At 72.4% G+C, this 20,041-nt stretch carries 22 protein-coding genes and 3 tRNA genes; 18 read left to right on the top strand and 7 right to left on the bottom strand.

Annotation, left to right across the window (positions count from 1 at the left end):
• Window positions 1–193: 193 nt before the first annotated feature.
• The gene (locus IE136_RS17760; RefSeq protein ID WP_189600839.1) at window positions 194–1,348 is read right to left on the bottom strand and encodes a sensor histidine kinase; all 1,155 of its coding nucleotides are present in this window, start codon (window positions 1,346–1,348) and stop codon (window positions 194–196) included.
• Window positions 1,349–1,597: 249 nt separating this feature from the next.
• On the opposite strand from IE136_RS17760, the gene IE136_RS17765 reads away from it, so the two are divergent.
• The 12 genes from IE136_RS17765 to IE136_RS17820 all read left to right on the top strand — a co-directional run bounded on the left by IE136_RS17765 (window position 1,598) and on the right by IE136_RS17820 (window position 13,147).
• Window positions 1,598–1,999: an NADH-quinone oxidoreductase subunit A gene (locus tag IE136_RS17765; RefSeq protein WP_189600930.1), complete on the top strand. Its 402-nt coding sequence runs from the start codon at window positions 1,598–1,600 to the stop codon at window positions 1,997–1,999.
• Complete coding sequence (locus tag IE136_RS17770) at window positions 1,990–2,571, top strand: NADH-quinone oxidoreductase subunit B (RefSeq protein WP_158989259.1); 582 nt, start codon at window positions 1,990–1,992, stop codon at window positions 2,569–2,571. Before IE136_RS17765 ends, IE136_RS17770 begins: the two co-directional genes overlap by 10 nt.
• A complete protein-coding gene (locus IE136_RS17775; protein WP_189600840.1) occupies window positions 2,568–4,061 on the top strand; it encodes an NADH-quinone oxidoreductase subunit C in 1,494 nt (497 codons plus the stop codon). Before IE136_RS17770 ends, IE136_RS17775 begins: the two co-directional genes overlap by 4 nt.
• Window positions 4,058–5,026, top strand: coding sequence for a complex I subunit 1/NuoH family protein (locus tag IE136_RS17780; protein ID WP_158989263.1), 969 nt, complete (start codon window positions 4,058–4,060; stop codon window positions 5,024–5,026). The genes IE136_RS17775 and IE136_RS17780 overlap by 4 nt, the downstream gene beginning before the upstream one ends.
• Entirely contained in the window at window positions 5,026–5,715 is a 690-nt protein-coding gene (locus IE136_RS17785) for a NuoI/complex I 23 kDa subunit family protein (RefSeq protein ID WP_158989265.1), read from the top strand. The genes IE136_RS17780 and IE136_RS17785 overlap by 1 nt, the downstream gene beginning before the upstream one ends.
• A complete protein-coding gene (locus IE136_RS17790) occupies window positions 5,712–6,269 on the top strand; it encodes an NADH-quinone oxidoreductase subunit J family protein (RefSeq protein WP_158989267.1) in 558 nt (185 codons plus the stop codon). The genes IE136_RS17785 and IE136_RS17790 overlap by 4 nt, the downstream gene beginning before the upstream one ends.
• Window positions 6,269–6,643, top strand: coding sequence for an NADH-quinone oxidoreductase subunit NuoK (gene nuoK, locus IE136_RS17795; protein WP_158989269.1), 375 nt, complete (start codon window positions 6,269–6,271; stop codon window positions 6,641–6,643). The genes IE136_RS17790 and nuoK overlap by 1 nt, the downstream gene beginning before the upstream one ends.
• A complete protein-coding gene (locus IE136_RS17800; protein ID WP_158989271.1) occupies window positions 6,640–8,640 on the top strand; it encodes an NADH-quinone oxidoreductase subunit 5 family protein in 2,001 nt (666 codons plus the stop codon). The genes nuoK and IE136_RS17800 overlap by 4 nt, the downstream gene beginning before the upstream one ends.
• A gap of 27 nt (window positions 8,641–8,667) precedes the next feature.
• On the top strand, window positions 8,668–10,221 hold the full coding sequence (locus tag IE136_RS17805; RefSeq protein WP_189600931.1) for a complex I subunit 4 family protein: 1,554 nt from the start codon (window positions 8,668–8,670) through the stop codon (window positions 10,219–10,221).
• Window positions 10,218–11,720 (top strand): NADH-quinone oxidoreductase subunit N, encoded by a 1,503-nt coding sequence (locus IE136_RS17810; protein ID WP_189600841.1) that lies wholly within the window; start codon window positions 10,218–10,220, stop codon window positions 11,718–11,720. The genes IE136_RS17805 and IE136_RS17810 overlap by 4 nt, the downstream gene beginning before the upstream one ends.
• Window positions 11,721–11,894: 174 nt before the next feature.
• The gene (htpX, locus tag IE136_RS17815; protein WP_189600842.1) at window positions 11,895–12,758 is read left to right on the top strand and encodes a zinc metalloprotease HtpX; all 864 of its coding nucleotides are present in this window, start codon (window positions 11,895–11,897) and stop codon (window positions 12,756–12,758) included.
• A complete protein-coding gene (locus IE136_RS17820; protein WP_158989277.1) occupies window positions 12,755–13,147 on the top strand; it encodes a YccF domain-containing protein in 393 nt (130 codons plus the stop codon). The genes htpX and IE136_RS17820 overlap by 4 nt, the downstream gene beginning before the upstream one ends.
• A 33-nt stretch (window positions 13,148–13,180) precedes the next feature.
• Here IE136_RS17820 and IE136_RS17825 read toward each other — a convergent pair whose 3' ends face one another.
• The gene (locus tag IE136_RS17825; protein ID WP_189600843.1) at window positions 13,181–14,410 is read right to left on the bottom strand and encodes an APC family permease; all 1,230 of its coding nucleotides are present in this window, start codon (window positions 14,408–14,410) and stop codon (window positions 13,181–13,183) included.
• Between the two features lie 58 nt (window positions 14,411–14,468).
• On the opposite strand from IE136_RS17825, the gene IE136_RS17830 reads away from it, so the two are divergent.
• A complete protein-coding gene (locus IE136_RS17830) occupies window positions 14,469–14,738 on the top strand; it encodes a GlsB/YeaQ/YmgE family stress response membrane protein (RefSeq protein ID WP_189600844.1) in 270 nt (89 codons plus the stop codon).
• 73 nt (window positions 14,739–14,811) lie between these two features.
• On the opposite strand, the gene IE136_RS17835 is transcribed toward IE136_RS17830, so the two are convergent.
• The 3 genes from IE136_RS17835 to IE136_RS17845 all read right to left on the bottom strand — a co-directional run bounded on the left by IE136_RS17835 (window position 14,812) and on the right by IE136_RS17845 (window position 16,549).
• Window positions 14,812–15,459, bottom strand: a complete 648-nt coding sequence (locus IE136_RS17835) for an alpha-ketoglutarate-dependent dioxygenase AlkB family protein (RefSeq protein ID WP_229818936.1) — start codon at window positions 15,457–15,459, stop codon at window positions 14,812–14,814.
• On the bottom strand, window positions 15,456–15,965 hold the full coding sequence (locus IE136_RS17840) for a methylated-DNA--[protein]-cysteine S-methyltransferase (RefSeq protein ID WP_189600845.1): 510 nt from the start codon (window positions 15,963–15,965) through the stop codon (window positions 15,456–15,458). Before IE136_RS17840 ends, IE136_RS17835 begins: the two co-directional genes overlap by 4 nt.
• Before the next feature lie 95 nt (window positions 15,966–16,060).
• The gene (locus IE136_RS17845; protein WP_189600846.1) at window positions 16,061–16,549 is read right to left on the bottom strand and encodes a YajQ family cyclic di-GMP-binding protein; all 489 of its coding nucleotides are present in this window, start codon (window positions 16,547–16,549) and stop codon (window positions 16,061–16,063) included.
• Between the two features lie 181 nt (window positions 16,550–16,730).
• Between IE136_RS17845 and IE136_RS17850 the strand changes: the two genes are divergently transcribed.
• A tRNA-Tyr gene (locus IE136_RS17850) sits at window positions 16,731–16,812 on the top strand.
• 72 nt (window positions 16,813–16,884) lie between these two features.
• Here the strand turns inward: IE136_RS17850 and IE136_RS17855 are convergent.
• Window positions 16,885–17,541, bottom strand: coding sequence for an NAD(P)H-binding protein (locus IE136_RS17855; protein ID WP_189600847.1), 657 nt, complete (start codon window positions 17,539–17,541; stop codon window positions 16,885–16,887).
• 2 nt (window positions 17,542–17,543) lie between these two features.
• The gene (locus tag IE136_RS17860; protein WP_189600848.1) at window positions 17,544–18,818 is read right to left on the bottom strand and encodes an amidohydrolase family protein; all 1,275 of its coding nucleotides are present in this window, start codon (window positions 18,816–18,818) and stop codon (window positions 17,544–17,546) included.
• Window positions 18,819–19,057: 239 nt separating this feature from the next.
• Here IE136_RS17860 and IE136_RS17865 point away from each other — a divergent pair.
• From IE136_RS17865 to IE136_RS17880, 4 genes are all read left to right on the top strand, one after another.
• Window positions 19,058–19,130, top strand: a tRNA-Thr gene (locus IE136_RS17865).
• 44 nt (window positions 19,131–19,174) lie between these two features.
• Window positions 19,175–19,247: transfer RNA gene (locus IE136_RS17870), tRNA-Met, on the top strand.
• An 89-nt stretch (window positions 19,248–19,336) separates the two neighbouring features.
• Window positions 19,337–19,501, top strand: a complete 165-nt coding sequence (gene rpmG, locus IE136_RS17875) for a 50S ribosomal protein L33 (RefSeq protein WP_158989327.1) — start codon at window positions 19,337–19,339, stop codon at window positions 19,499–19,501.
• 84 nt (window positions 19,502–19,585) lie between these two features.
• Entirely contained in the window at window positions 19,586–20,038 is a 453-nt protein-coding gene (locus IE136_RS17880) for a MaoC family dehydratase N-terminal domain-containing protein (protein ID WP_158989329.1), read from the top strand.
• Window positions 20,039–20,041: the final 3 nt, after the last annotated feature.

Below are 20,041 nucleotides of genomic sequence, written 5' to 3' on the forward strand. Positions count from 1 at the left end.
CGGCGGGGCGGCTGGGGGGTGTCTTGTGGATCTTGCCGGGATCGCGTCGCCCGGCCCGCTCGCTCGCCGCGTTGTCGGGGTCACCCGAGTGCGCCCGGTACGAGGGCGACCCTCCGTCTTGCGATCGCACGCACCGGACGCGGCGGGCCCTGCCCTGCCCTGCGGGCAGACGGCGCTACCTTCCGGACACGACCTAAGTCTTCGCTCGGGCCCGCCACGGCAGTTCCGCCGTCACGGTTGTCGGCCCGCCCTCCGGGGAGTCGAGGACGAACAGCCCGTCGACCGCCCCCAGCCGCTCCGCGAGCCCCGCCATCCCCGTCCCGCCGTCCAGCCGAGCCCCGCCGCGCCCGTCGTCCCGTACCTGGAGGAGCAGCCGGTCCTCCCGGCGCCACACCTCCACCGAGGCGGAACGCGCCCGGGCGTGCTTGGAGACGTTCTGGAGCAGCTCGGAGACCGTGAAGTAGGCGATGCCCTCGATGGCCTCCGCCGGCCGCTCGGTCAGATCGACGGTCACCTTCACCGGCACCGTGCACCGCGCCGCGATCGACGACAGCGCGGCGTCGAGCCCCCGGTCGGTCAGGACCGCCGGGTGGATGCCCCGCGCCAGGTCGCGCAGCTCCTGCAGCGCCAGCTTCACCTCGCCGTGCGCCTCGTCGACCATGGCGGCGGCCGCCTCCGGGTCCTCGAGGAGCTTCTCCTTCGCCAGGCCGAGGCCCATGGCGAGGGCGACGAGCCGGGCCTGCGCGCCGTCGTGGAGATCGCGCTCGATGCGCCGCAGGTCGGCGGCGGCGGTGTCCACGACCACGCCCCGGTCCGTCTCCAGCTCGGCGATGCGCCGCTCCAGCTCGTCCGAGGGCGAGAGCAGTCCGCGGACCATGGCCCGGTCGGCGTTGGCCAGACCACGGGCGACGAAGGGAAGCACCGGCCACAGGACGATCAGCGAGACCAGGGTGATCGTGAAGGTCACGATCCCCCAGGGCAGCCGGATGAACATGTACAGCACCGTCCGCCACGCGACCGGGTCCTTCAGCGCCGTCCACAGCCAGGGGAGGAAGCCGTGCCGGCGGGGCAGCGGACTGGGCTCCTCCACCCGTACCGCCAGCAGGCCCCGGGCCCGGGACCGCTCGGCCCGCCCCAGGCCGCGCGCGCCGGCCAGACCGAGGGCGAGGAGCGGCAGACCGATCACCGTGACCGACAGGCCGACGCCGAGAAGCACCGAGACCGCCACGTACACGAACCCCACCAGCGCGAACGGCAGATTGGCGAGGAGGAAGGAGACCTCCTTCCAGGTGTGCCGGCCGTAGGTGAGGCGCGCGGGCGGTAGCGGGGTCTCGGTGTCGACGCTCATGGGCCAAGCCTGCCGGTCGGCGGTGACCGCACGCCATGGGGTTCGTGGGTGAGCCGGAGTAGGGATATCCCCCCTGCGTTCGCGTCCTGCCGCGCCTCGACCCCGCCTCCACCGCACCTCCACCGCGCCTCGGCCACGCCTCGGCCCGACGCGGTGCTCACTTCGTGACACGGCCGCTTACCGCCTCTTTATCAGGGCCTAGACTCCCTGCGTACAGACAGCCGAAACGGGCAGGAAGCGAGGGTGGACGTGCCGGAACCGACCGTACGGGCGGGACTCGCGGCGGACTACTTCCAGACGTACTCGGTCGTCGGGCTGCTCGCCGTACTCGGAGTGCTCTTCGTCGCCGTGGCCTTCGGCGCGGGCCGGCTGCTGCGACCCGTCGTGCCGACGCCGGAGAAGCTGCTGACGTACGAGTGCGGTGTCGACCCGGTGGGGGAGGGCTGGGCCCACACCCAGGTCCGCTACTACGTGTACGCCTTCCTCTACGTGATCTTCGCCGTCGACTCGATCTTCCTCTTCCCTTGGGCGACCGTCTTCGCCGCACCCGGCTACGGCGCGGCGACCCTCGTCGAGATGTTCATCTTCCTCGGCTTCCTGGCCGTGGGACTGCTCTACGCGTACAAGAAGGGCGTCCTGGCATGGACGTGACCCCGACTCCGAACCCGGTTCCCCTGCCGGCCCCCACGCTGGGGCCCCTGGCCCGACTGGCCCCCCAGCCGATGAAGGTGGTCCTGAACTGGGGCCGCCGCTACAGCCTCTGGGTCTTCAACTTCGGGCTCGCCTGCTGCGCGATCGAGTTCATCGCCGCGTCGATGGCCCGTCACGACTTCATCCGGCTGGGTGTGATCCCCTTCGCGCCCGGGCCGCGCCAGGCCGACCTCATGATCGTCTCTGGCACGGTGACGGACAAGATGGCACCGGCGGTGAAGCGGCTGTACGAGCAGATGCCCGAGCCCAAGTACGTCATCTCCTTCGGCGCCTGCTCCAACTGCGGCGGGCCCTACTGGGACTCGTACTCGGTGACGAAGGGCGTCGACCAGATCATCCCGGTCGACGTGTACGTGCCGGGCTGCCCGCCGCGTCCTGAAGCGCTTCTCCAGGGCATCCTCAAGCTTCAGGAGAAGATCGCGCGGGAGAGCCTGGGGGAGCGGTACGGCGCTGCCGCCTCGGTCTCCCAGCTGACCAGCGGTCTGGTGCCGCCGCCGGGAGGCACCGCGTGAACGCCTACGACACCCTTCCCGACGCCGTGACGGAGATCTTCGGCGCGGAGGCGACGGCGGAACGGGCGTACGACCTGCTGACGGTCGACGTGCCGGCGGGTTCGTGGATCGCCGCGCTGGAGACCGCCCGCGACGTGCTGGGCTGCACCTACTTCGACTGGCTGAGCGCGGTCGACGAGCCGGGCACGGGCTTCCGGGTCTGCGCGCACGTGGCGGCGCTGGAGGCGGGCGCGGTTCGTCGTCTGCTGGTCCGGACCACCGTCCCGCACGCCGCCCCCTCCCTGCCGACGGCCGTGGAGGTCTACGCGGGCGCGGCCTGGCACGAGCGCGAGACGCACGAGATGTTCGGCGTGGAGTTCACGGGCCACCCAAACCTCGTCCCGCTGCTCCTGCCGGAGAACTTCGAGGGCCACCCGCTGCGCAAGGACTTCGTGCTCGCGGCCCGGGTCGTGAAGGCGTGGCCGGGCGCGAAGGAGCCGGGGGAGCCTGCGGCGGGTGCGGGGCACGGCGGCCCCAAGCGCCGCCAGATGCTCCCCCCGGGCGTCCCCGACCCCAACGAATGGGGCCCCCTCAAGGGCCAACTCCCCCCTGCCCCCACCCGCCCCGCCCGCGCGACGGGAGCGGCCACAACCGACCGCCCGCCCCGCCGCGCCCGCCCGGCAGCGGAGTCCTCCGACACGGCCCCGACCCCGGCCCGTCGCGCCCGCACGGCGGCGGAAGGCTCGGCGAGCCAGGCGGCCGAGACGGCCCCGACCCCGGCCCGTCGCGCCCGCACTGCGGCGGAAGGCTCGGCGAGCCAGGCGGCCGAGGCGGCAGCCGCTGCCCCCGCCGGCGGCGCGGGCGAGGAGTCGGCCACCCCGGCTGCGGAGACCGGGACCACCACCCGTCCGGCCCCCGATGCGCCAGGAGCGGGCTCCCCCTCCAGCGCGGGTGAGGGCTCGGCAGGCGAGGCCCCCGAGGCGTCACCCGCCGCCCCGGCGCGCCGCGCGCGGCGCGCCGGGGAGGGTTCGGCGACCCAGCGCGCCGAGGAGCCGGCCGCCGAGCCGGCCTCGCCGGCGGGCGAGCCTCCGGCGACCCCGGAGGCCGAAGGCCCCGCGGGCCAGGGCACCCCTCCACGGGCGCCGCGGCGTTCGCGGAGTGCTGCCGACGGCTCGGTGAGTCAGGGCGGCGCTCCCGCCGGGCCCGCCCCGTCGCCACGCCCCCGAAGCTCGGACGCTCCGTGGCACCACGCCCGCCCCGCGTTCGAGGACAAGCCCGCCGCGACCGGCCACGTACCGGCTAAGGAGCCTGCGCCGGAGCAGACCCCCGCGCCCCCGCCGAAAGCGGACCCGGCGCCGGGCGCAGCTCCCGACGCCGAATCGGCCGAAGCCGCGCCCACGCCCGACGCGGAGCCGGCCGCCGACGAAGCCGCGCCCGCATCCGACGCGGACCCGACCGACACCCCGACCGACACCCCGCCCACCCACCCCGCCGGAGGCGATCCCGCGTGAACGACGCACTCGACGTCGCCCTCCGGCTGCTCGTCGTCTTCGCCGTCTTCCTCGTCCTGCCCCTCGTCGTCGGGCAGACCGAGCACAAGGTCATGGCCCACATGCAGGGCCGCCTCGGCCCCATGTACGCCGGCGGATTCCACGGTTGGGCCCAGCTCGTCGCCGACGGCGTCAAGTTCGCGCAGAAGGAGGACGTGGTCCCGGCCAACGCCGACCGCCGCGTCTTCCAGCTCGCCCCCGCCGTCGCCCTCCTCCCGTACCTCCTGGTCCTCGTCGCCATCCCCATCGGCCCGAGCGAAGGCGCCGTCGGCCAGGTCGTCGACGCGGGCATCTTCTTCGTCCTCGCCGTGATGGGCGTCGGCGTCCTCGGCAGCCTCATGGCCGGCTGGGCGTCCGCCAACAAGTTCTCCCTCCTCGGAGGGCTCCGCACCGCCGCCCAGCTCCTCGCCTACGAGCTCCCGATGCTCCTCGCCGCCGCCTCCGTCGCGATGGCCGCCGGCACGGTCTCCCTCCCCGGCATTCTGAACGCCTTCGAGTGGTGGTGGCTGCCCTGGCAGATCGTCGGCGCGCTCGTCTTCTTCGTCGCCGGCCTCGCCGAACTCCAGCGGCCCCCGTTCGACATGCCGGTCGCCGACTCCGAGATCATCTTCGGCGCGTACACCGAGTACACCGGCCTCCGCTTCGCGCTCTTCCTGCTCGCCGAGTACGCCGGCATCGTCGTCCTCTGCGGACTGACCACCGTCCTCTTCCTCGGCGGCTGGCACGGCCCGTTCGGCGCCGACGGTCTCGGCTGGGTCTGGACCCTGCTCAAGACCGCGGTCCTCGCCTTCCTCGTGATCTGGCTCCGCGTCTCGTACCCCCGCCTGCGTGAGGACCAGCTCCAGAAGCTCGCCTGGACGACCCTCGTCCCGCTCGCCCTCGCGCAGATCGCGCTCACCGGCATCGTGAAGGTGGCGATCCAGTAATGCCCACCGCGTCTCCCGACCACCGCCCCTCGTCGACGACCTCCGGGCGGCCCCGTTCCTTTCCCGGTTCCGGCCTGGCCAAGGGCCTGGCCGTCACGCTCCGCACGATGACGAAGAAGACCGTCACCGCGCAGTACCCCGACAAGCAGCCCGAGCTCCCGCCCCGTACCCGCGGCGTCATCGGTCTGTTCGAGGAGAACTGCACCGTCTGCATGCTCTGCGCCCGCGAGTGCCCCGACTGGTGCATCTACATCGACTCCCACAAGGAGACGATGCCGGCCGCCACGCCCGGCGGCCGTGAGCGCAGCCGCAACGTCCTCGACCGCTTCGCGATCGACTTCGCCCTCTGCATGTACTGCGGCATCTGCATCGAGGTGTGCCCGTTCGACGCGCTGTTCTGGTCGCCCGAGTTCGAGTACGCGGAGACCGACATCCACGAACTCACCCACGAGCGCGACAAGCTCCGCGAGTGGATGTGGACGGTGCCCGAGCCGCCCGCCCTCGACCCGGGAGCGGAGGAGCCGAAGGAGATCGCCGCCGCCCGCAAGGCGATGGAGAAGCAGGCCGCCGCCCAGGCCGCGGCCGAAGCGGCAGCAGCCCAGGCCCCGCAGGCCCCCGGTCCCGAGAACTCCGGCCCGCAGAACCCCGGCCCCCAGGTCCCCGGCACCCCAGAGGGAGGCCCCGCGTGATCCTCGCCGCCCAGAGCCCCGGCTTCCTCTCGCCCTCCGGCGTCGAGATCGCCTTCCTCCTCGTCGGCCTCGTCACCCTCGGCGCGGCCGTCGTCACCGTCACCACCCGGCAGCTCGTCCACGCCGCCCTCTGGCTGGTCGTGACGCTCGGCGGCCTCGCCGTCGCCTACCTGCTGCTGACCGCCGAGTTCATCGCCTGGGTCCAGGTGCTGATCTACGTCGGCTCCGTCGTCGTCCTCCTCCTCTTCGGGCTCATGCTCACCAAGGCCCCCATCGGCCGCTCCCCGGACGCCGACTCGGGCAACCGCCCGGTCGCCCTCGTGGTCGCGCTCGCCGCGGCCGCCGCACTCGTCTGGGTCGTCGTCGACGCCTTCCGTACGACCTGGATCGACCTCGACGGACCCGCCCAGGGCTCCACCAAGGCGTCCGGCGAGATCCTCTTCCGGTACTGGGTGCTGCCCTTCGAGGCCCTCTCCGTCCTCCTGCTCGCCGCGCTGGTCGGCGCGATCGTGCTGTCCCGCAAGAACACCGGCGAGAAGGAAGGACCGCGCTGATGCATCTCGCCTACCCGGCCGTCCTCGCCGCCCTGCTCTTCTGCGTCGGCCTCTACGGCGTCCTCGCCCGCCGCAACGCGATCCTGGTCCTGATGTCCGTCGAGCTGATGCTCAACGCCGTCAACCTCAACCTGGTCGCCTTCGACGTCTGGCTCCGCGACACCCTCCACGCCGGCCAGGCCTTCACCCTCTTCATCATCGCCATCGCCGCCGCCGAGATCGGCATCGGTCTCGCGATCGTCCTGATGGTCTACCGCAACCGAGGCAGCTCGGACGTCGACCGGCTCCGGGACACGGCCGAGACCGACGAGAGCGCCCCCGCGCCCGGCGAGGCCCCCGCGGCCGCCGGCGAGAAGGCCGAGGCCACCGCGTGACCACCACGACCCTCGCCGTCCTCGTCCCCCTCCTCCCCTTCCTCGGCTCCGCCGCCGGCCTCCTCCTCGGCCGTCGAGCACCCGGCTTCGTCCGCCCGCTGGCCGTCCTCCCGACGCTGGCCGCGGCCGTCCTCGCCGTCTTCGTCGCCGCCCGGCAGGGCGGCGGGAAGACCATCGAGGCCGCCACCCAGCTCACCCCCACCGGCTCGGTCCCCATCGACCTGGCCCTGCACATCGACGGCTTCGCGGCCCTCGCCGCCGTCCTCGTCGGCGTGGTCGCCACCTGCGTGCAGATCTACTCGACCGGATACCTCCGCGACGACCCGCGCTACCCCTCCTACGCGGCGCTGGTCTCCCTCTTCACCTCCGCGATGCTGCTCGTCGTCTACTCGGGTGACCTGATGGTGCTCCTGGTCGGCTGGGAGATCATGGGCATCTGCTCGTACTTCCTCGTCGGCCACTACTGGGAGACCCCCGAGGCGCGCGCCGCCTCCCTCAAGGCCTTCCTGGTCACCAAGCTCGGCGACGTCCCCTTCCTGATCGGACTGTTCGCGCTCGCCGCGGACGCCGGCACCTTCCGCATCGACGGGATCCTCGGCGCGGTCGCCGGCGACGGCCTCGACCACCCCACGCTGATCGCCCTGCTGCTCCTCGCCGGTGTGGCGGGCAAGTCCGCGCAGTTCCCGCTGCACACCTGGCTCCCCGACGCGATGGCCGGCCCCACCCCCGTCTCGGCGCTGATCCACGCGGCGACGATGGTCGCCGCCGGTATCTACTTCGTGGCCCGGCTCCTCCCCGTCTTCGCCTCCTCCTCCGCCGCCCTGACCGTGCTCGCCGTGATGGCCGCGATCACCATGGTCGGCTCGGCCCTCGCCGCGCTCGCCCAGGACGACATCAAGCGGGTCCTCGCCTACTCGACCATCGGCCAGCTCGGCTACATGGCCGGCGCCCTGGCCGTCGGCGACCGCGGCGCCGCCGTCTTCCACCTCCTGTCCCACGGTGCCTTCAAGGCGCTCCTCTTCCTCGCCGCCGGCGCCGTCATCCACGCCGCCGGTACGAACTCCCTCTCGGCCATGTCCCGGATGAGCGGCCTGACCCGGCGGATCCCCGACGCGTACTGGACGATGACCGTCGCCCTCCTCGCCCTCGCCGCGCTCCCGCCGTTCGCAGGCTTCTTCTCCAAGGAAGCCGTCCTCGTGGCCGCCGAGCACACCGCCCTCGGAGACCGGACCGTCGCCCCCGCCGGGGCCGGCTGGACCGTCCTCGTCGCGGGCCTGCTCACCGCGCTCCTCACCGCCGCCTACGCGATGCGTCTCTGGCTGCTCGCCTTCCGTGGCCGGGGCGCCGAAGCCCCCGACCACGGCCGTCAGCCGCTCGCCATGACCACCGTCCTGTGGGTGCTCGCCGTCCCCTCCCTCGGCTTCGGGCTGAGCGTCACCTACCTCGACGACTGGTTCGACGGCCACGCCCTCACCCCGACCGTCACGACCGCCGTCCTCGGCACCGGCATCGCCGTCGTCGGCGCCCTGGTCACCTACGCGGTCTGGCAGCGCACCCGCGCCCTCGCGGCCCGCACCCCGCTCGGCGCCGTCGCCGCCCACCCCGAGGGCGGCGCCGGTCTCGTCGAGGCCGAGGCCATCGCCGGCCACGCCCCCGCCTACGGCGACATCGCCTCGGCTCCGGACCCGGCCGACCCCGGCCGTGTCCTCCTCGGACCCCTGCACCGCCACGCGGCAACCGGCTTCCACCTGGACGCCGTCTACCGGACGCTGTTCGTCCGCCCCGTCCAGGCCGGAGCCTCCCTGGTCCGCTTCCTGGACCGCGAGGTCGTCGACACCTACGTCCGCGGTGCGGGCACCGGCACCAACTGGCTGGGGTGGCTCGTCCGCCGAGCCCAGACCGGCAACGTGCAGACCTACCTCAGCGCCCTGCTGGCCGGCTCCGTCGTCCTGGCGATCGCCGCCGTCGTCCTCGCCAACGTCGCCGCCGGAGCGTGAGCCGTGATCGATATCAGCGAATCCGTGATGCAGTTCCTTCTCGCGTTGATCGTCGTCGGGCCGCTCCTCGGCGCCGCCGCCGCTCTCCTCCCCGCCCCGCCCGGACTGAAGGGGAAGTCGCCCGACCAGGCCGTGCTCCGCCACGGCGTGACCGTCACCGGCGCGATCCTCGTCGCCGCGATCGTCCTCGCGCTCGGCTTCGACCACGCCCAGCCGTCGAAGATGCAGGCGAGCACGGACATCACGTGGATCCCCGCACTCGACGTGCGCATCCACCTCGGCGTCGACGGCATTTCCCTCCCCCTCCTGGTCCTGACCGCGCTGCTGACCTTCCTCTGCGCGCTCCACAGCTACTTCAAGATGCCTTCCGGCCCGTCCCCGAAGGCGTTCGTCGCCCTGCTGCTCGTCCTCGAGTCCGGCACGCTCGCCACCTTCGCCGTCCTCGACCTCGTCCTGTTCTTCCTGGCCTTCGAGATGGTCCTCATCCCGATGTACTTCCTCATCGCCCGCTGGGGCGGCGAGGGCAGGCAGGCAGCCGCCTGGAAGTTCATCCTCTTCACGCTGCTCGGTTCGGTCGTCATGCTGCTCGGCCTGCTCCTCATCGGCCTGAAGGCGGGCACGTTCGACATGGTGGCACTGGCCACTGACAACGGCCGCGGACTGACCACATCCGTGCAGGTCATCGCCGTTCTCGCGATCGGGATCGGGCTCGCCGTGAAGACCCCGATGTGGCCGCTGCACAGCTGGCTCCCGGACGCCCACACCGCCGCCCCGACCGTCGGTTCGGTCCTCCTCGCCGGCGTGCTGCTGAAGATGGGCACGTACGGGTTCGTCCGCATCATCCTGCCGGTCGCCCCGGACGGCATGCGCCTCTTCGCCCCGTACCTCGCCGCCCTCGCCGTCGTCGGTATCATCTACGGATCGCTCGCCTGCCTCGCACTCGCGAAGACCGGCGGCAAGGGCGACCTCAAGCGCCTCATCGCCTACTCCTCCGTCGGCCACATGGGCTTCGTCCTCCTCGGCATCGCGACCATGACCCCCACCGGGGTCAACGGCGCGCTCTTCGCCAACATCGCCCACGGCCTCATCACCGGCCTCCTCTTCTTCCTCGTCGGCGCGGTCAAGGACCGGTACGGCACCGCGGACCTCGACACCCTCGCGGGCGCGACCGGCGCCGCCCTCTACGGCCGCGCCCCGCGCCTCGGCGCACTGCTCGCCTTCGCCGCCGTCGCCTCCCTCGGCCTGCCGGGCCTCGCCGGATTCTGGGGCGAGATGCTCGCCCTGTTCGGCGCCTTCGAACCGGCCGTGGGCCTCAGCCGCCCCGCCTTCCTCACCTTCACGGCCATCGGCGCCTTCGGCACCCTGCTCACCGCCGCGTACCTCCTCGTCGTCGTCCGGCGCGTGTGCATGGGCGGCCCCCGCCCCACCGGCGAGAGCCCCATCGCCGACGTCCAGGGGTACGAGTTCGCCGCCTGGACTCCCCTCGTCGCCCTGACCGTCCTCGCCGGACTGTGGCCCGCGGTCCTCCTCGGCCTCACCGACCCGGCCGTGCAGCAGCTCCTCGCCGGAGGCAAGCAGTGACCCCTACCGCCGCCAGCCTCATCCAGTCCGTCGACTGGCTCGCGATCGCGCCGCCCACCCTCACGGCCCTGGTCGCGCTGGCCGTGCTCGTCGCCGATCTCTTCGTCCCGGCGCCGCGCAAGCAGCTCCTCGGCTGGACCGCGATCGCCGGGCTCGTCGCCTCGATCGCCCTGCTCGTCCCGCTGCGCGCCGGCGACCGCTCGACCTTCTGCCTCACGACGGACCCCGCCGTGTGCAGCTACACCGCCGACCACTTCACCCTGGTCCTCCAGTTCCTGGTGCTCGGCGGGGCGCTGCTCACCGCCCTCCTGTCGCTCGCCGACACCAAGGAGAAGCTGCCGGCGGGCGAGTACTGGTTCCTGCTGCTCTCCTCGGCCGCCGGTGCCGCGCTGCTGCCCGCCTCCCGCGACCTCGCGACCTTGGTCGTCGCCCTCGAAGTGGCCTCACTGCCCGCCTTCGCGCTGGTCGGTCTGCGCCGCGGCGACCGCCGCTCCAGCGAGGCCGCGCTGAAGTTCTTCCTCTCCTCGGTCACCGCGACCGCCGTGACCCTGCTCGGCGTCAGCTTCGTGTACGCCGCGACCGGAACCCTGCACCTCACCGAGATCGCCCAGCGCCTCGACGGCGTCCCCGGCCAGCTGGGGACCCTCGCCCGGGCGGGCGTCGCCCTCACCCTGGTCGGCTTCGCCTTCAAGACGGCCGCCGTCCCCTTCCACTTCTGGGTCCCCGACACCTACGTCGGCGCCCCGCTGCCCGTCGCCGGTTACCTCTCCGTGGTCGGCAAGGCCGTCGGTTTCACCGGCCTCATCCTGGTCACCGTCGTCGCGTTCCCCTCCTACGCGGACGTCTGGGGGCCCGCGCTCGCCGTCCTGGCGGCACTCACCATGACCGTCGGCAACGTGGCGGCCCTGCGCCAGGTCTCCACGCGCGCGTGGAGCGCGGTCAGGCTGCTCGCCTGGTCCTCCGTCGCCCAGGCCGGCTACCTCCTGGTGCCGATCGCCGCCGCCGCGTACTCCAGCGACGACCAGATCGGCGCCACCGTCGCGTACGCACTGATGTACGCCGTCGTGAACCTCGGCGCCTTCGCGGTGGTCGTGCTGGTCGCCCGAACCCACCCTGAGAACCGCGTCGAGGACTACCGCGGCCTGTACGCCACCCGGCCGCTCACCGCCCTCACCATGGGCTTCTTCCTGCTCAACCTGGCCGGTCTGCCGCCCGGCGTCATCGGCCTCTTCGCCAAGGTCACCGTCTTCTCGGCGGCGGTCGACGCGGGCCTCGGCTGGCTGGCCGTGGTCATGGGCGTCAACGTCGTGATCGGCCTCTACTACTACCTGCGGTGGACGGCGGTGCTCTTCCGGGCGCCCCGGGCCGAGGTGGACACGGCCCACGCCCGCGTGCCGGCCCCCGTCACCCTGGCGATCGTGCTGGCCGCCGTCGTCGGCGTCGTGCTGTCGGGCTACCCGCAGTTCGCGCTCCGCTTCGCCGCGAACACCCTCTTCTGACCCACGCCCCCCAACTCACCCCTTCGGCCCACACCGCCCGCCCGCCGCCCCCGGTACGGCCCAGGGAACCCGTACCTCCCGCCTGGCGTTGACCAGTACGGGAGGTTCCACTGGACGAGTGGACACCACCACCGAGCAAAGGGTTCCCCTGCCGCACCACTTGGAGGGCGTACCGTGCACCGCCGGCACAACGGGCTGAGGACCGCCGTACTCCTCGGAGGGCTCTCGGCCCTCATCATCGTCATCGGCAGCTTCTTCGGACGTACCGGGCTGATCGTCGCGCTCGTCGTGGCGCTCGGCACCAACGCGTACGCCTACTGGAACAGCGACAAGCTGGCCCTGCGCGCCATGCGGGCCCGCCCGGTCAGCGAGTTCGAGGCGCCCGGGCTCTACCGCTTGGTGCGTGAGCTCTCCACCCAGGCCCGCCAGCCCATGCCCCGGCTCTACATCTCGCCGACCCAGGCGCCGAACGCCTTCGCCACCGGCCGCAATCCGCGCAACGCCGCCGTCTGCTGCACGGAGGGCATCCTGCGGCTCCTCGACGAGCGCGAACTGCGCGGGGTCATCGGCCACGAACTGAGCCACGTCTACAACCGGGACATCCTGATCTCCTCGGTCGCCGGAGCCCTCGCCTCCGTGATCATGTTCCTGGTCAACTTCGCCTGGCTGATCCCGGTCGGCCGTTCCAGCGACGACGACGGCCCGGGCCTGCTCGGCATGCTCCTGATCATGATCCTCGGCCCGGTCGCCGCCTCCGTCATCCAGCTGGCGATCAGCCGCTCCCGCGAGTACGAGGCGGACGCCTCCGGCGCCCAGCTCACCGGCGACCCGCTCGCCCTCGCCAGCGCCCTGCGCAAGCTCGAAGCGGGAACCAAGCAGCTGCCGCTGCCGGCCGAGCCGAGGATCGAGACCGCCAGCCACATGATGATCGCGAACCCCTTCCGCCCGGGTCAGGGGCTGTCCAGGATGTTCTCCACGCACCCGCCGATGGCGGAGCGCATCTCCCGACTCGAACAGATGGCAGGTCACCGACCGTGAAGACAATCCTCAACGTCATTTGGCTGATCCTGTGCGGCCTGTGGATGTTCCTCGGCTATCTGCTGGCGGGCGCCCTGCTCTGCATCACGGTCATCGGCATCCCCTTCGGCCTCGCCGCCTTCCGGATCGGCGTCTACGCCCTCTGGCCCTTCGGCTACACGGTCGTGGACCGGCGCGACGCGGGCGCCCCCTCCTGCGTCGGCAACGTGCTGTGGCTCGTGCTCGCGGGCTGGTGGCTGGCGCTCGGCCACATCGCCACCGGCATCGCGCTCTGCGTCACGATCATCGGCATCCCGCTCGGCATCGCGAACTTCAAGCTCGTCCCGGTCTCGCTCCTCCCGCTCGGCAAGGACATCGTCCCGACGGACCAGCCGTTCATGGGACGCTGAAGCGCCGTCCGGCGCTGAAAGCCGTGCGCCGGTTCAGCGCCGTCCCGGCGCGCGCGTGACGGCGTACGCCACCACCCCCGCCGCGAGGACCGCCGCCCCCGCGAGGACCGACGTCAGCGGCAGCGCGAAGGCGAGCACCGCGCAGCCGGCCATGCCGAGGGCGGCGAGCGGCCGGTGGGAACGGCCCAGGGTCCAGGCGGAGGCGTTGGCGATCCCGTAGTAGGCGAGGACGCCGAACGACGAGAACCCGATGGCACCCCGGACGTCCACCGTGGCCGCCACCACGGCCACCACCGCCCCCACCGCAAGCTCCGCCCGGTGGGGGATGCGGAAGCGCGGGTGGACGGCCGCGAGGCCGGACGGCAGATGCCCGTCCCGCGCCATCGCCAGGGTCGTCCGGGACACCCCGAGGATCAGCGAGAGCAGCGAGCCCAGGGCGGCGACGGCCGCCCCGGCCGTGACCACCGGGACCAGCCATCCGGCGTCCGCCGCCCGGGCCGCGTCCGCGAGGGGGGCGGGGGAGGCGGCCAGGGCTTCGGGCCCCAGGACGGCGAGGACGGAGACCGCCACCGCCGCGTAGACGACGAGCGCGATGCCGAGAGCGAGCGGGACCGCCCGGGGGATGGTCCGGGCCGGGTCGCGCACCTCCTCGCCGAGCGTCGCGATCCGCGCGTACCCCGCGAACGCGAAGAACAGCAGCCCGGCCGCCTGCAGCACCCCGCCCGCCGACACGTCGGAGCCGCCGAGCGCGAGCCTGCCGAGGTCCTGGGAACCGGATCCGGCGGAGACCACGACGACGAGGGCCAGGACGGCGAGGACCGCGGCCACGATCACCCGGGTCAGGAGCGCCGACTTCTGCACGCCGCCGTAGTTCACCGCCGTCAGCGCCACCACGGCCGCGACCGCCACCGCGTGCGCCTGCCCCGGCCAGAGGTACGCGCCCACCGTCAGCGCCATCGCCGCGCACGAGGCCGTCTTGCCGACGACGAACGCCCAGCCGGCCAGGTACCCCCAGAACGGCCCGAGGCGTTCGCGACCGTACACATACGTGCCACCCGAGGCCGGGTGGAGGGCGGCGAGCCGTGCCGAGGCCATGGCGTTGCAGTACGCGACGATCGCGGCGACCCCGAGGGCGGGCAGCAGCCCCGCGCCGGCGGCCTCCGCCGCCGGGCCGAGCGCGACGAAGATCCCGGCTCCCACCATCGAGCCGAGCCCGACGACGACGGCGTCGAAGACCCCCAGCGAGCGGCGCAGTTGTGTCATGGGCCGCACATTAGTTCAGCCCGGCAACCACCCGGGGGTGCCGGGCGTCCTCCCCGGCATGAGCATCATCAGCTGGATCGTTCTCGGACTGCTCGCGGGCGTCGTCGCCAAGGTCCTGCTGCCCGGCAGGGACCCGGGCGGCCTCATCGGCACGACCCTGATCGGTGTCACGGGCGCCTTCGTCGGCGGCTGGATCTCCGCACGCTTCCTGGACCGCCCGGTCACGACACAGTTCTACGACGGTGCCACCTGGCTCTCGGCCATCGGCGGAGCGCTGGTCCTGCTGATCGCGTACCGGATCCTCTTCGGCCACTCGCGCTCGCGCTAGACCGTGTCCGGAAAGTAGCGCCCTCTGCCCGCGGGCCAGGCGGGACCTTACGGACACGGCCTGGCGCCCCGGATCAGAGCCCGGTCTGACGCAGGGTGATGTTGAGCCGCCCGGTGAGCCCGAGCGCCGGATCGGCCGTCCCCGGGTAGACCTTCGGCACCCCGTGGTACGCGAAGCGCGAGGGGCCTCCGAAGACGAAGAGGTCCCCGGACCACAACTCCACGTCCGCGTACGGCTTTCCACGGGTCTCGGTGTTCCCGAACCGGAAGACGCAACGGTCGCCGAGGCTCAACGACACTACCGGCGCACCGGACCGTTCCTCCTTGTCCTGGTGCATGCCCATCCGGGCGTCCGCGTCGTAGAAGTTGACCAGCGCGGTGTCGGGCGCGAAGCCGCCGTCGTCCCCGTACGCCTCGGCGACCGCCCGCCGCCCCAACGCGGCGAGCCATTCGGGCAGTTCGACACCCACCTCGTCGAGGTAGCGGTACGGCTCCCACCGCCGGCCCAGACAGAGCGACCGCACGGACATCACCCCGCCGCCCGGCAGCACGGTGTGCCGGTACGGAAAGGGCCCGCGCCCCCACTCCCGGCAGGCGGCGACCAACTCCCGCTGCCGCTCGGGCGGAAGCCAGCCGGGCACGTGCACCGCGCCCGGCGCGAGGACGGCCCGCTCGCGCGGGAACAGCCCGTCCGAAACCCCGTCCGGCAGCCCCTCGGTCACACGTGCGCACCCTCGAGCCCGAGGAGCCGCTCCTTGCGCTCCAGACCGGCCGCGTACCCGCGCAGGCTGCCGTCCGCCCCGACGACCCGGTGGCAGGGCCGCACCACGAGCAGCGGATTGCGCCCGATCGCGGTGCCGACGGCCCGCACCCCGGCCCCGGAGGACCCCACCCGCCGGGCGATGTCCCCGTACGAGACGGTGGAGCCGTACGGGATGTCCTCCAGGGCCCGCCAGACGCGCCGCTGGAAGTCCGTCCCGCCGGCCGCGTACGCGATGTCGAAGCGGTCCCGGCGGCCGGCGAAGTACTCGGCCAGCTGCGCGGTGATCGCCTCGAACGCCTCGGGCGCCCGCCGCCAGCCGTCCTGGACGGTGACGGCGCCCTTCTGCCCCGGCAGCGAGAGCGAGGCGAGCTCCGTGACCCCGGCACCGCCCTCGGCGACCCGCCCGACCAGCAGCATCTCGCCCAGCGGCCCGTCGATGTACGCGTACACGGTCTGCTGCGTCATGGCTCGTTCCTCTCCTCGCACGCTCGATCGCCCGGTCCGGCGTCCAGTGTGCGAGGCGGTGCCGGCGCGCGGCTGGCGGTTTTCGGACGCGACGGTCAGCGGTAGTTCACGAACTGGATCGCGAAGTCGAAGTCCTTGCCCTTGAGCAGCTGCTGCACGGCCTGCAGGTCGTCCCGGCTCTTCGAGCTGACCCGCAGCTCGTCGCCCTGCACCTGTGCCTTGACACCCTTGGGGCCCTCGTCGCGGATGACCTTCGCGACCTTCTTGGCGTTCTCCTGGGAGATGCCCTCCTCGATCGTGGCGAAGATCTTGTACTCCTTGCCGGACAGCTGCGGCTCGCCCGCGTCCAGCGACTTCAGCGAGATCCCGCGCTTGATCAGCTTGGTCTCGAAGATGTCGAGGATCGCCTTCACGCGCTCCTCGCCGTTGGCCTGCATCAGGATCTTCTCGCCCTGCCAGGAGATCGAGGCGTCGGTGCCCTTGAAGTCGTAACGCTGCGAGATCTCCTTCGCGGCCTGGTTGAGGGCGTTGTCGACCTCCTGCCGCTCGACCTTGGAGACGATGTCGAAACTGGAGTCGGCCATGACGTGTGGCTCCTTGCGTCGAATGCGTTGCGGTTGCGTTGGCTACAGCGCAAGCCTAGTCATCCGCGACCACCCGATCCGCTGATCAATCCGGTGGCGGAGCACCCCTGGGCATCAGGTATCGTTTACGTCGTTGCCACGGAGCGCCGCCGAAAAGCGGCTCCGAGCAGCGACATCCCATGGCGGTGTGCCCGAGTGGCCAATGGGAGCGGACTGTAAATCCGTCGGCTTAGCCTACCCAGGTTCGAATCCTGGCGCCGCCACGCGATAGAGAAGGTCCCCGGTGCGTGCACCGGGGACCTTCTTCGTGTGCTCCCGTACGTACGGGTGCGGGGTCAGTTGCCCGCGACGGCCTTCACCGCCACCGAGACCGGGGACGAGCCGCTGATCAGTTCCAGGGTCAGGCCCGCCGTGGCCGGGGTCTCCAGGAGTTCGGCGATGACCGCCGCCACGTCGTCGCGGGGGATCGGGCCGCGGCCCGTCGAGGCCTCCAGGCGGACCAGGCCGGTGCCGGCGTCGTTCGTCAGCATGCCGGGGCGCAGGATCGTCCAGTCCAGAGCCGCGCGGGAGCGCACGTGGTCGTCCGCCTCCCCCTTGGCGCGCAGATAGGCGTCGAAGACCTCGTCGCCCGGGTGGGCCGCGTCGGCGCCCATCGAGGAGACGACGACATGGCGGCGTACGCCCGCGCGTTCGGCCGCGTCGGCGAAGAGGACCGCCGCCGCCCGGTCCACTGTGTCCTTGCGCTCCACCGAGCTGCCCGGGCCCGCGCCCGCCGCGAAGACCGCGGCGTCGGCGCCCTGCAGGACCGCCGCGACCATCTCCAGTGACGCCGACTCCAGGTCCAGGAGGACGGGTTCGGCGCCCGCCGCGCGTAGGTCGGCGGCCTGCTCCGGTGTGCGGATGAGCCCCGCCGGCTCGTGCCCCGCCGCCGCGAGCAGCCGCTCGAGACGTAGGGCGATCTGACCGTGTCCTCCAGCGATGACGATGCGCATACTCACGACCGTACGTCGGGACCGGCCGGAGGGCCCCCCGGCTCCGGGCGTTCCGTGCGGCCCTGGCGTGGCAGGTCGAGCGCCGCCGCGGAGTCGCAGTACTCGCGCACCGCGCTCGTCCGGGCCACCACCCGGCCCCGGTGCACCACGATCCGGCTGTACGCGAGGGACAGTACGCCCGCGAGGTGTTCCCCGCGCACCGCGAGCAGCTCCGCCGGGAACCCGGCCTCCACCCGTACCTCCGGCAGGCCCATCGCCGCCCGGGCCGCCGCGCTCACAGCGCCGTACGCGTCCTGCGCCGGCAGGCCGCCGAGCGAGGCCAGCAGGTAGGCCGCCTCCAGCGGGTCGCCGCGGCCCACCGGGTTGGAGACGTCCCGCAGCGCCCCGCTGCCCGCGGTGAGCCGCACGCCCGCCGCGCGCAGCAGCCGGACCGGAGCCGTCCCGCGCAGTTCGGTCGCCCCGCAGCCGCCCTGCGGCAGGCAGACGACCGTGATCCCGGCCGCCGCCAACTGGTCGGCGGCCCGCCGTGCCGCGTCCCCGGGCAGCCGGGCCAGTCCCGCGCAGGGCCCGATCGTCACCCCCGGCCGCAGTCCGCCCGCCATGGCGGCCAGCCGGGCGAGCCGCGCCGGGTCGTCACCGTCCGTGTGCAGATCGACGGGGCAGCCCTGCTCGGCCGCCACCTCCAGGACCGCCTCCACGTAGCCGGCCGGGTCCGGGTCGAGGTCCGGGCAGCCGCCCACCACGCTCGCGCCCATCTTCACCGCGTCGCGCAGCATCGCGAGCCCGTCCGCGCCCGCCGCCCCGGTCAGCAGCCGGGGCACCGCGACCGTCGTCAGGTCCGCCAGGCCGCGCAGCGAGCGCCGGGCCTGGAGGACGGCCTCCAGGGGTCCGAGACCCTGCACGTCCCCGATCCGTACGTGCGCGCGCAGCGCCGTGGCGCCGTGTCCCACCTGCAGCAGCGCGGCCTCGGTGGCCCGGCGCTGCACCTCGTCGGAGGCGTACGAGACGGGGCCCGGGGAGTCCGCGCTGAGCGCGGTGTCGGCGTGGGCGTGCGGCTCCGCGGCGGCGGGGAGCAGCAGATATCCGGCGAGGTCGACACGGGCGCCGGCGGTGAGGCTGCCGGCCGTCCCCACGGCCTCGATCCGTCCTCCACCGAGCCGCACGTCGACCGTCCGACCGTCGGTGAGCCGGGCGTTGCAGAGCAGGAGCGAGCCGGAGTCGGCGGTGGCGGCGGCCCAGTCGTCGGGCGGCTGGGGCTGCTTGCTGTCGGCTGACATCGGGCTCCTCAAGGCTCCTCAAGATCAAGATCACGCAGCGTGGGGCCGAGCCTAGGGGCGCTCCGGCCGCCCTTCGAGGAGGAGCGCAATAGTCGTACTGATGAGGCCACGTGTGGCGTACGGGACGTGAGGGACCGTGAGCCTCACCTCGTGCGCGCGGGCGGGTACACGGGCGGTGGGCGGGCATAGGAAACGGATTTGGGCGATCGGCGGAGGACCGTGTAATGTCTTCATCGCTCGCCCCAATAGCTCAGTCGGTAGAGCGTCTCCATGGTAAGGAGAAGGTCTACGGTTCGATTCCGTATTGGGGCTCTGGTGAGAAGGAACCCGCCTCCGGGCGGGAACCCGATCATCAAAGCGGTGTAGCTCAGTCGGTAGAGCAAGCGGCTCATAATCGCTGTGTCACCGGTTCAAGTCCGGTCACCGCTACACACGGTAGCCGATTGCGGGGTCGGTCCTTCGATCGGCTACTCTTTTATGCGTTCATCCGTCCAACCGTCCGTCCAAGGAGCACTCACGTGGCTGCCACCGACGTCCGCCCGAAGATCACGCTGGCCTGCGTGGAGTGCAAGGAGCGGAACTACATCACCAAGAAGAACCGGCGTAACAACCCGGACCGTCTTGAGATGAAGAAGCACTGCCCGCGCTGCAAGTCGCACACCGCGCACCGCGAGACGCGTTAATCAGGCTCGTACACGAGGCCGTCCCCACATCGGGGGCGGCCTCGTGTCGTTTGTTCGCCACACATTCCAGGAGGTATCGAGTCCATGGCGCTCGACCAGTCCTTCGTGGGCCGGACCTATCCGCCCACCGCGCCGTACGAGGTCGGCCGCGAGAAGATCCGCGAGTTCGCCGAAGCGGTGGGGGACGCGAATCCCGCTTATGTCGATCGGGAAGCGGCGAAGGCGCTCGGTCACCCCGATGTGATCGCTCCGCCGACTTTCGTGTTCGCGATCACTTTCAAGGCCTCGGGGCAGGTCGTCGAGGACCCGCAGCTGGGCCTGGACTACAGCCGTGTGGTGCACGGCGACCAGAAGTTCGCCTACACCCGTCCCGTACGTGCGGGGGACCGGCTCTCGGTCACGTCGACCATCGAGGCGATCAAGTCGATGGCGGGCAACGACATCCTGGACATCCGCGGCGAGGTGCGCGACGAGAGCGGCGAACACGTCGTGACCGCCTGGACGAAGCTCGTGTCCCGCGCGCCCGAGGAGGCCTGAGCC

Source organism: Streptomyces lateritius, assembly GCF_014649715.1.
Classification (GTDB): Bacteria; Actinomycetota; Actinomycetes; order Streptomycetales; family Streptomycetaceae; genus Streptomyces; species Streptomyces lateritius.

Excerpts from the sequence above, each read along its gene's own strand:
- IE136_RS17845 (WP_189600846.1), bottom strand. The coding sequence starts at position 16,549 with ATGGCCGACTCCAGTTTCGACATCGTCTCCAAGGTCGAGCGGCAGGAG.
- IE136_RS17855 (WP_189600847.1), bottom strand. The coding sequence starts at position 17,541 with ATGCGCATCGTCATCGCTGGAGGACACGGTCAGATCGCCCTACGTCTC.
- IE136_RS17785 (WP_158989265.1), top strand. The coding sequence starts at position 5,026 with ATGCCCACCGCGTCTCCCGACCACCGCCCCTCGTCGACGACCTCCGGG.
- IE136_RS17805 (WP_189600931.1), top strand. The coding sequence starts at position 8,668 with ATGCAGTTCCTTCTCGCGTTGATCGTCGTCGGGCCGCTCCTCGGCGCC.
- IE136_RS17760 (WP_189600839.1), bottom strand. The coding sequence starts at position 1,348 with ATGAGCGTCGACACCGAGACCCCGCTACCGCCCGCGCGCCTCACCTAC.
- IE136_RS17880 (WP_158989329.1), top strand. The coding sequence starts at position 19,586 with ATGGCGCTCGACCAGTCCTTCGTGGGCCGGACCTATCCGCCCACCGCG.
- IE136_RS17840 (WP_189600845.1), bottom strand. The coding sequence starts at position 15,965 with ATGACGCAGCAGACCGTGTACGCGTACATCGACGGGCCGCTGGGCGAG.
- IE136_RS17770 (WP_158989259.1), top strand. The coding sequence starts at position 1,990 with ATGGACGTGACCCCGACTCCGAACCCGGTTCCCCTGCCGGCCCCCACG.
- IE136_RS17830 (WP_189600844.1), top strand. The coding sequence starts at position 14,469 with ATGAGCATCATCAGCTGGATCGTTCTCGGACTGCTCGCGGGCGTCGTC.
- nuoK (WP_158989269.1), top strand. The coding sequence starts at position 6,269 with ATGCATCTCGCCTACCCGGCCGTCCTCGCCGCCCTGCTCTTCTGCGTC.
- IE136_RS17860 (WP_189600848.1), bottom strand. The coding sequence starts at position 18,818 with ATGTCAGCCGACAGCAAGCAGCCCCAGCCGCCCGACGACTGGGCCGCC.
- IE136_RS17825 (WP_189600843.1), bottom strand. The coding sequence starts at position 14,410 with ATGACACAACTGCGCCGCTCGCTGGGGGTCTTCGACGCCGTCGTCGTC.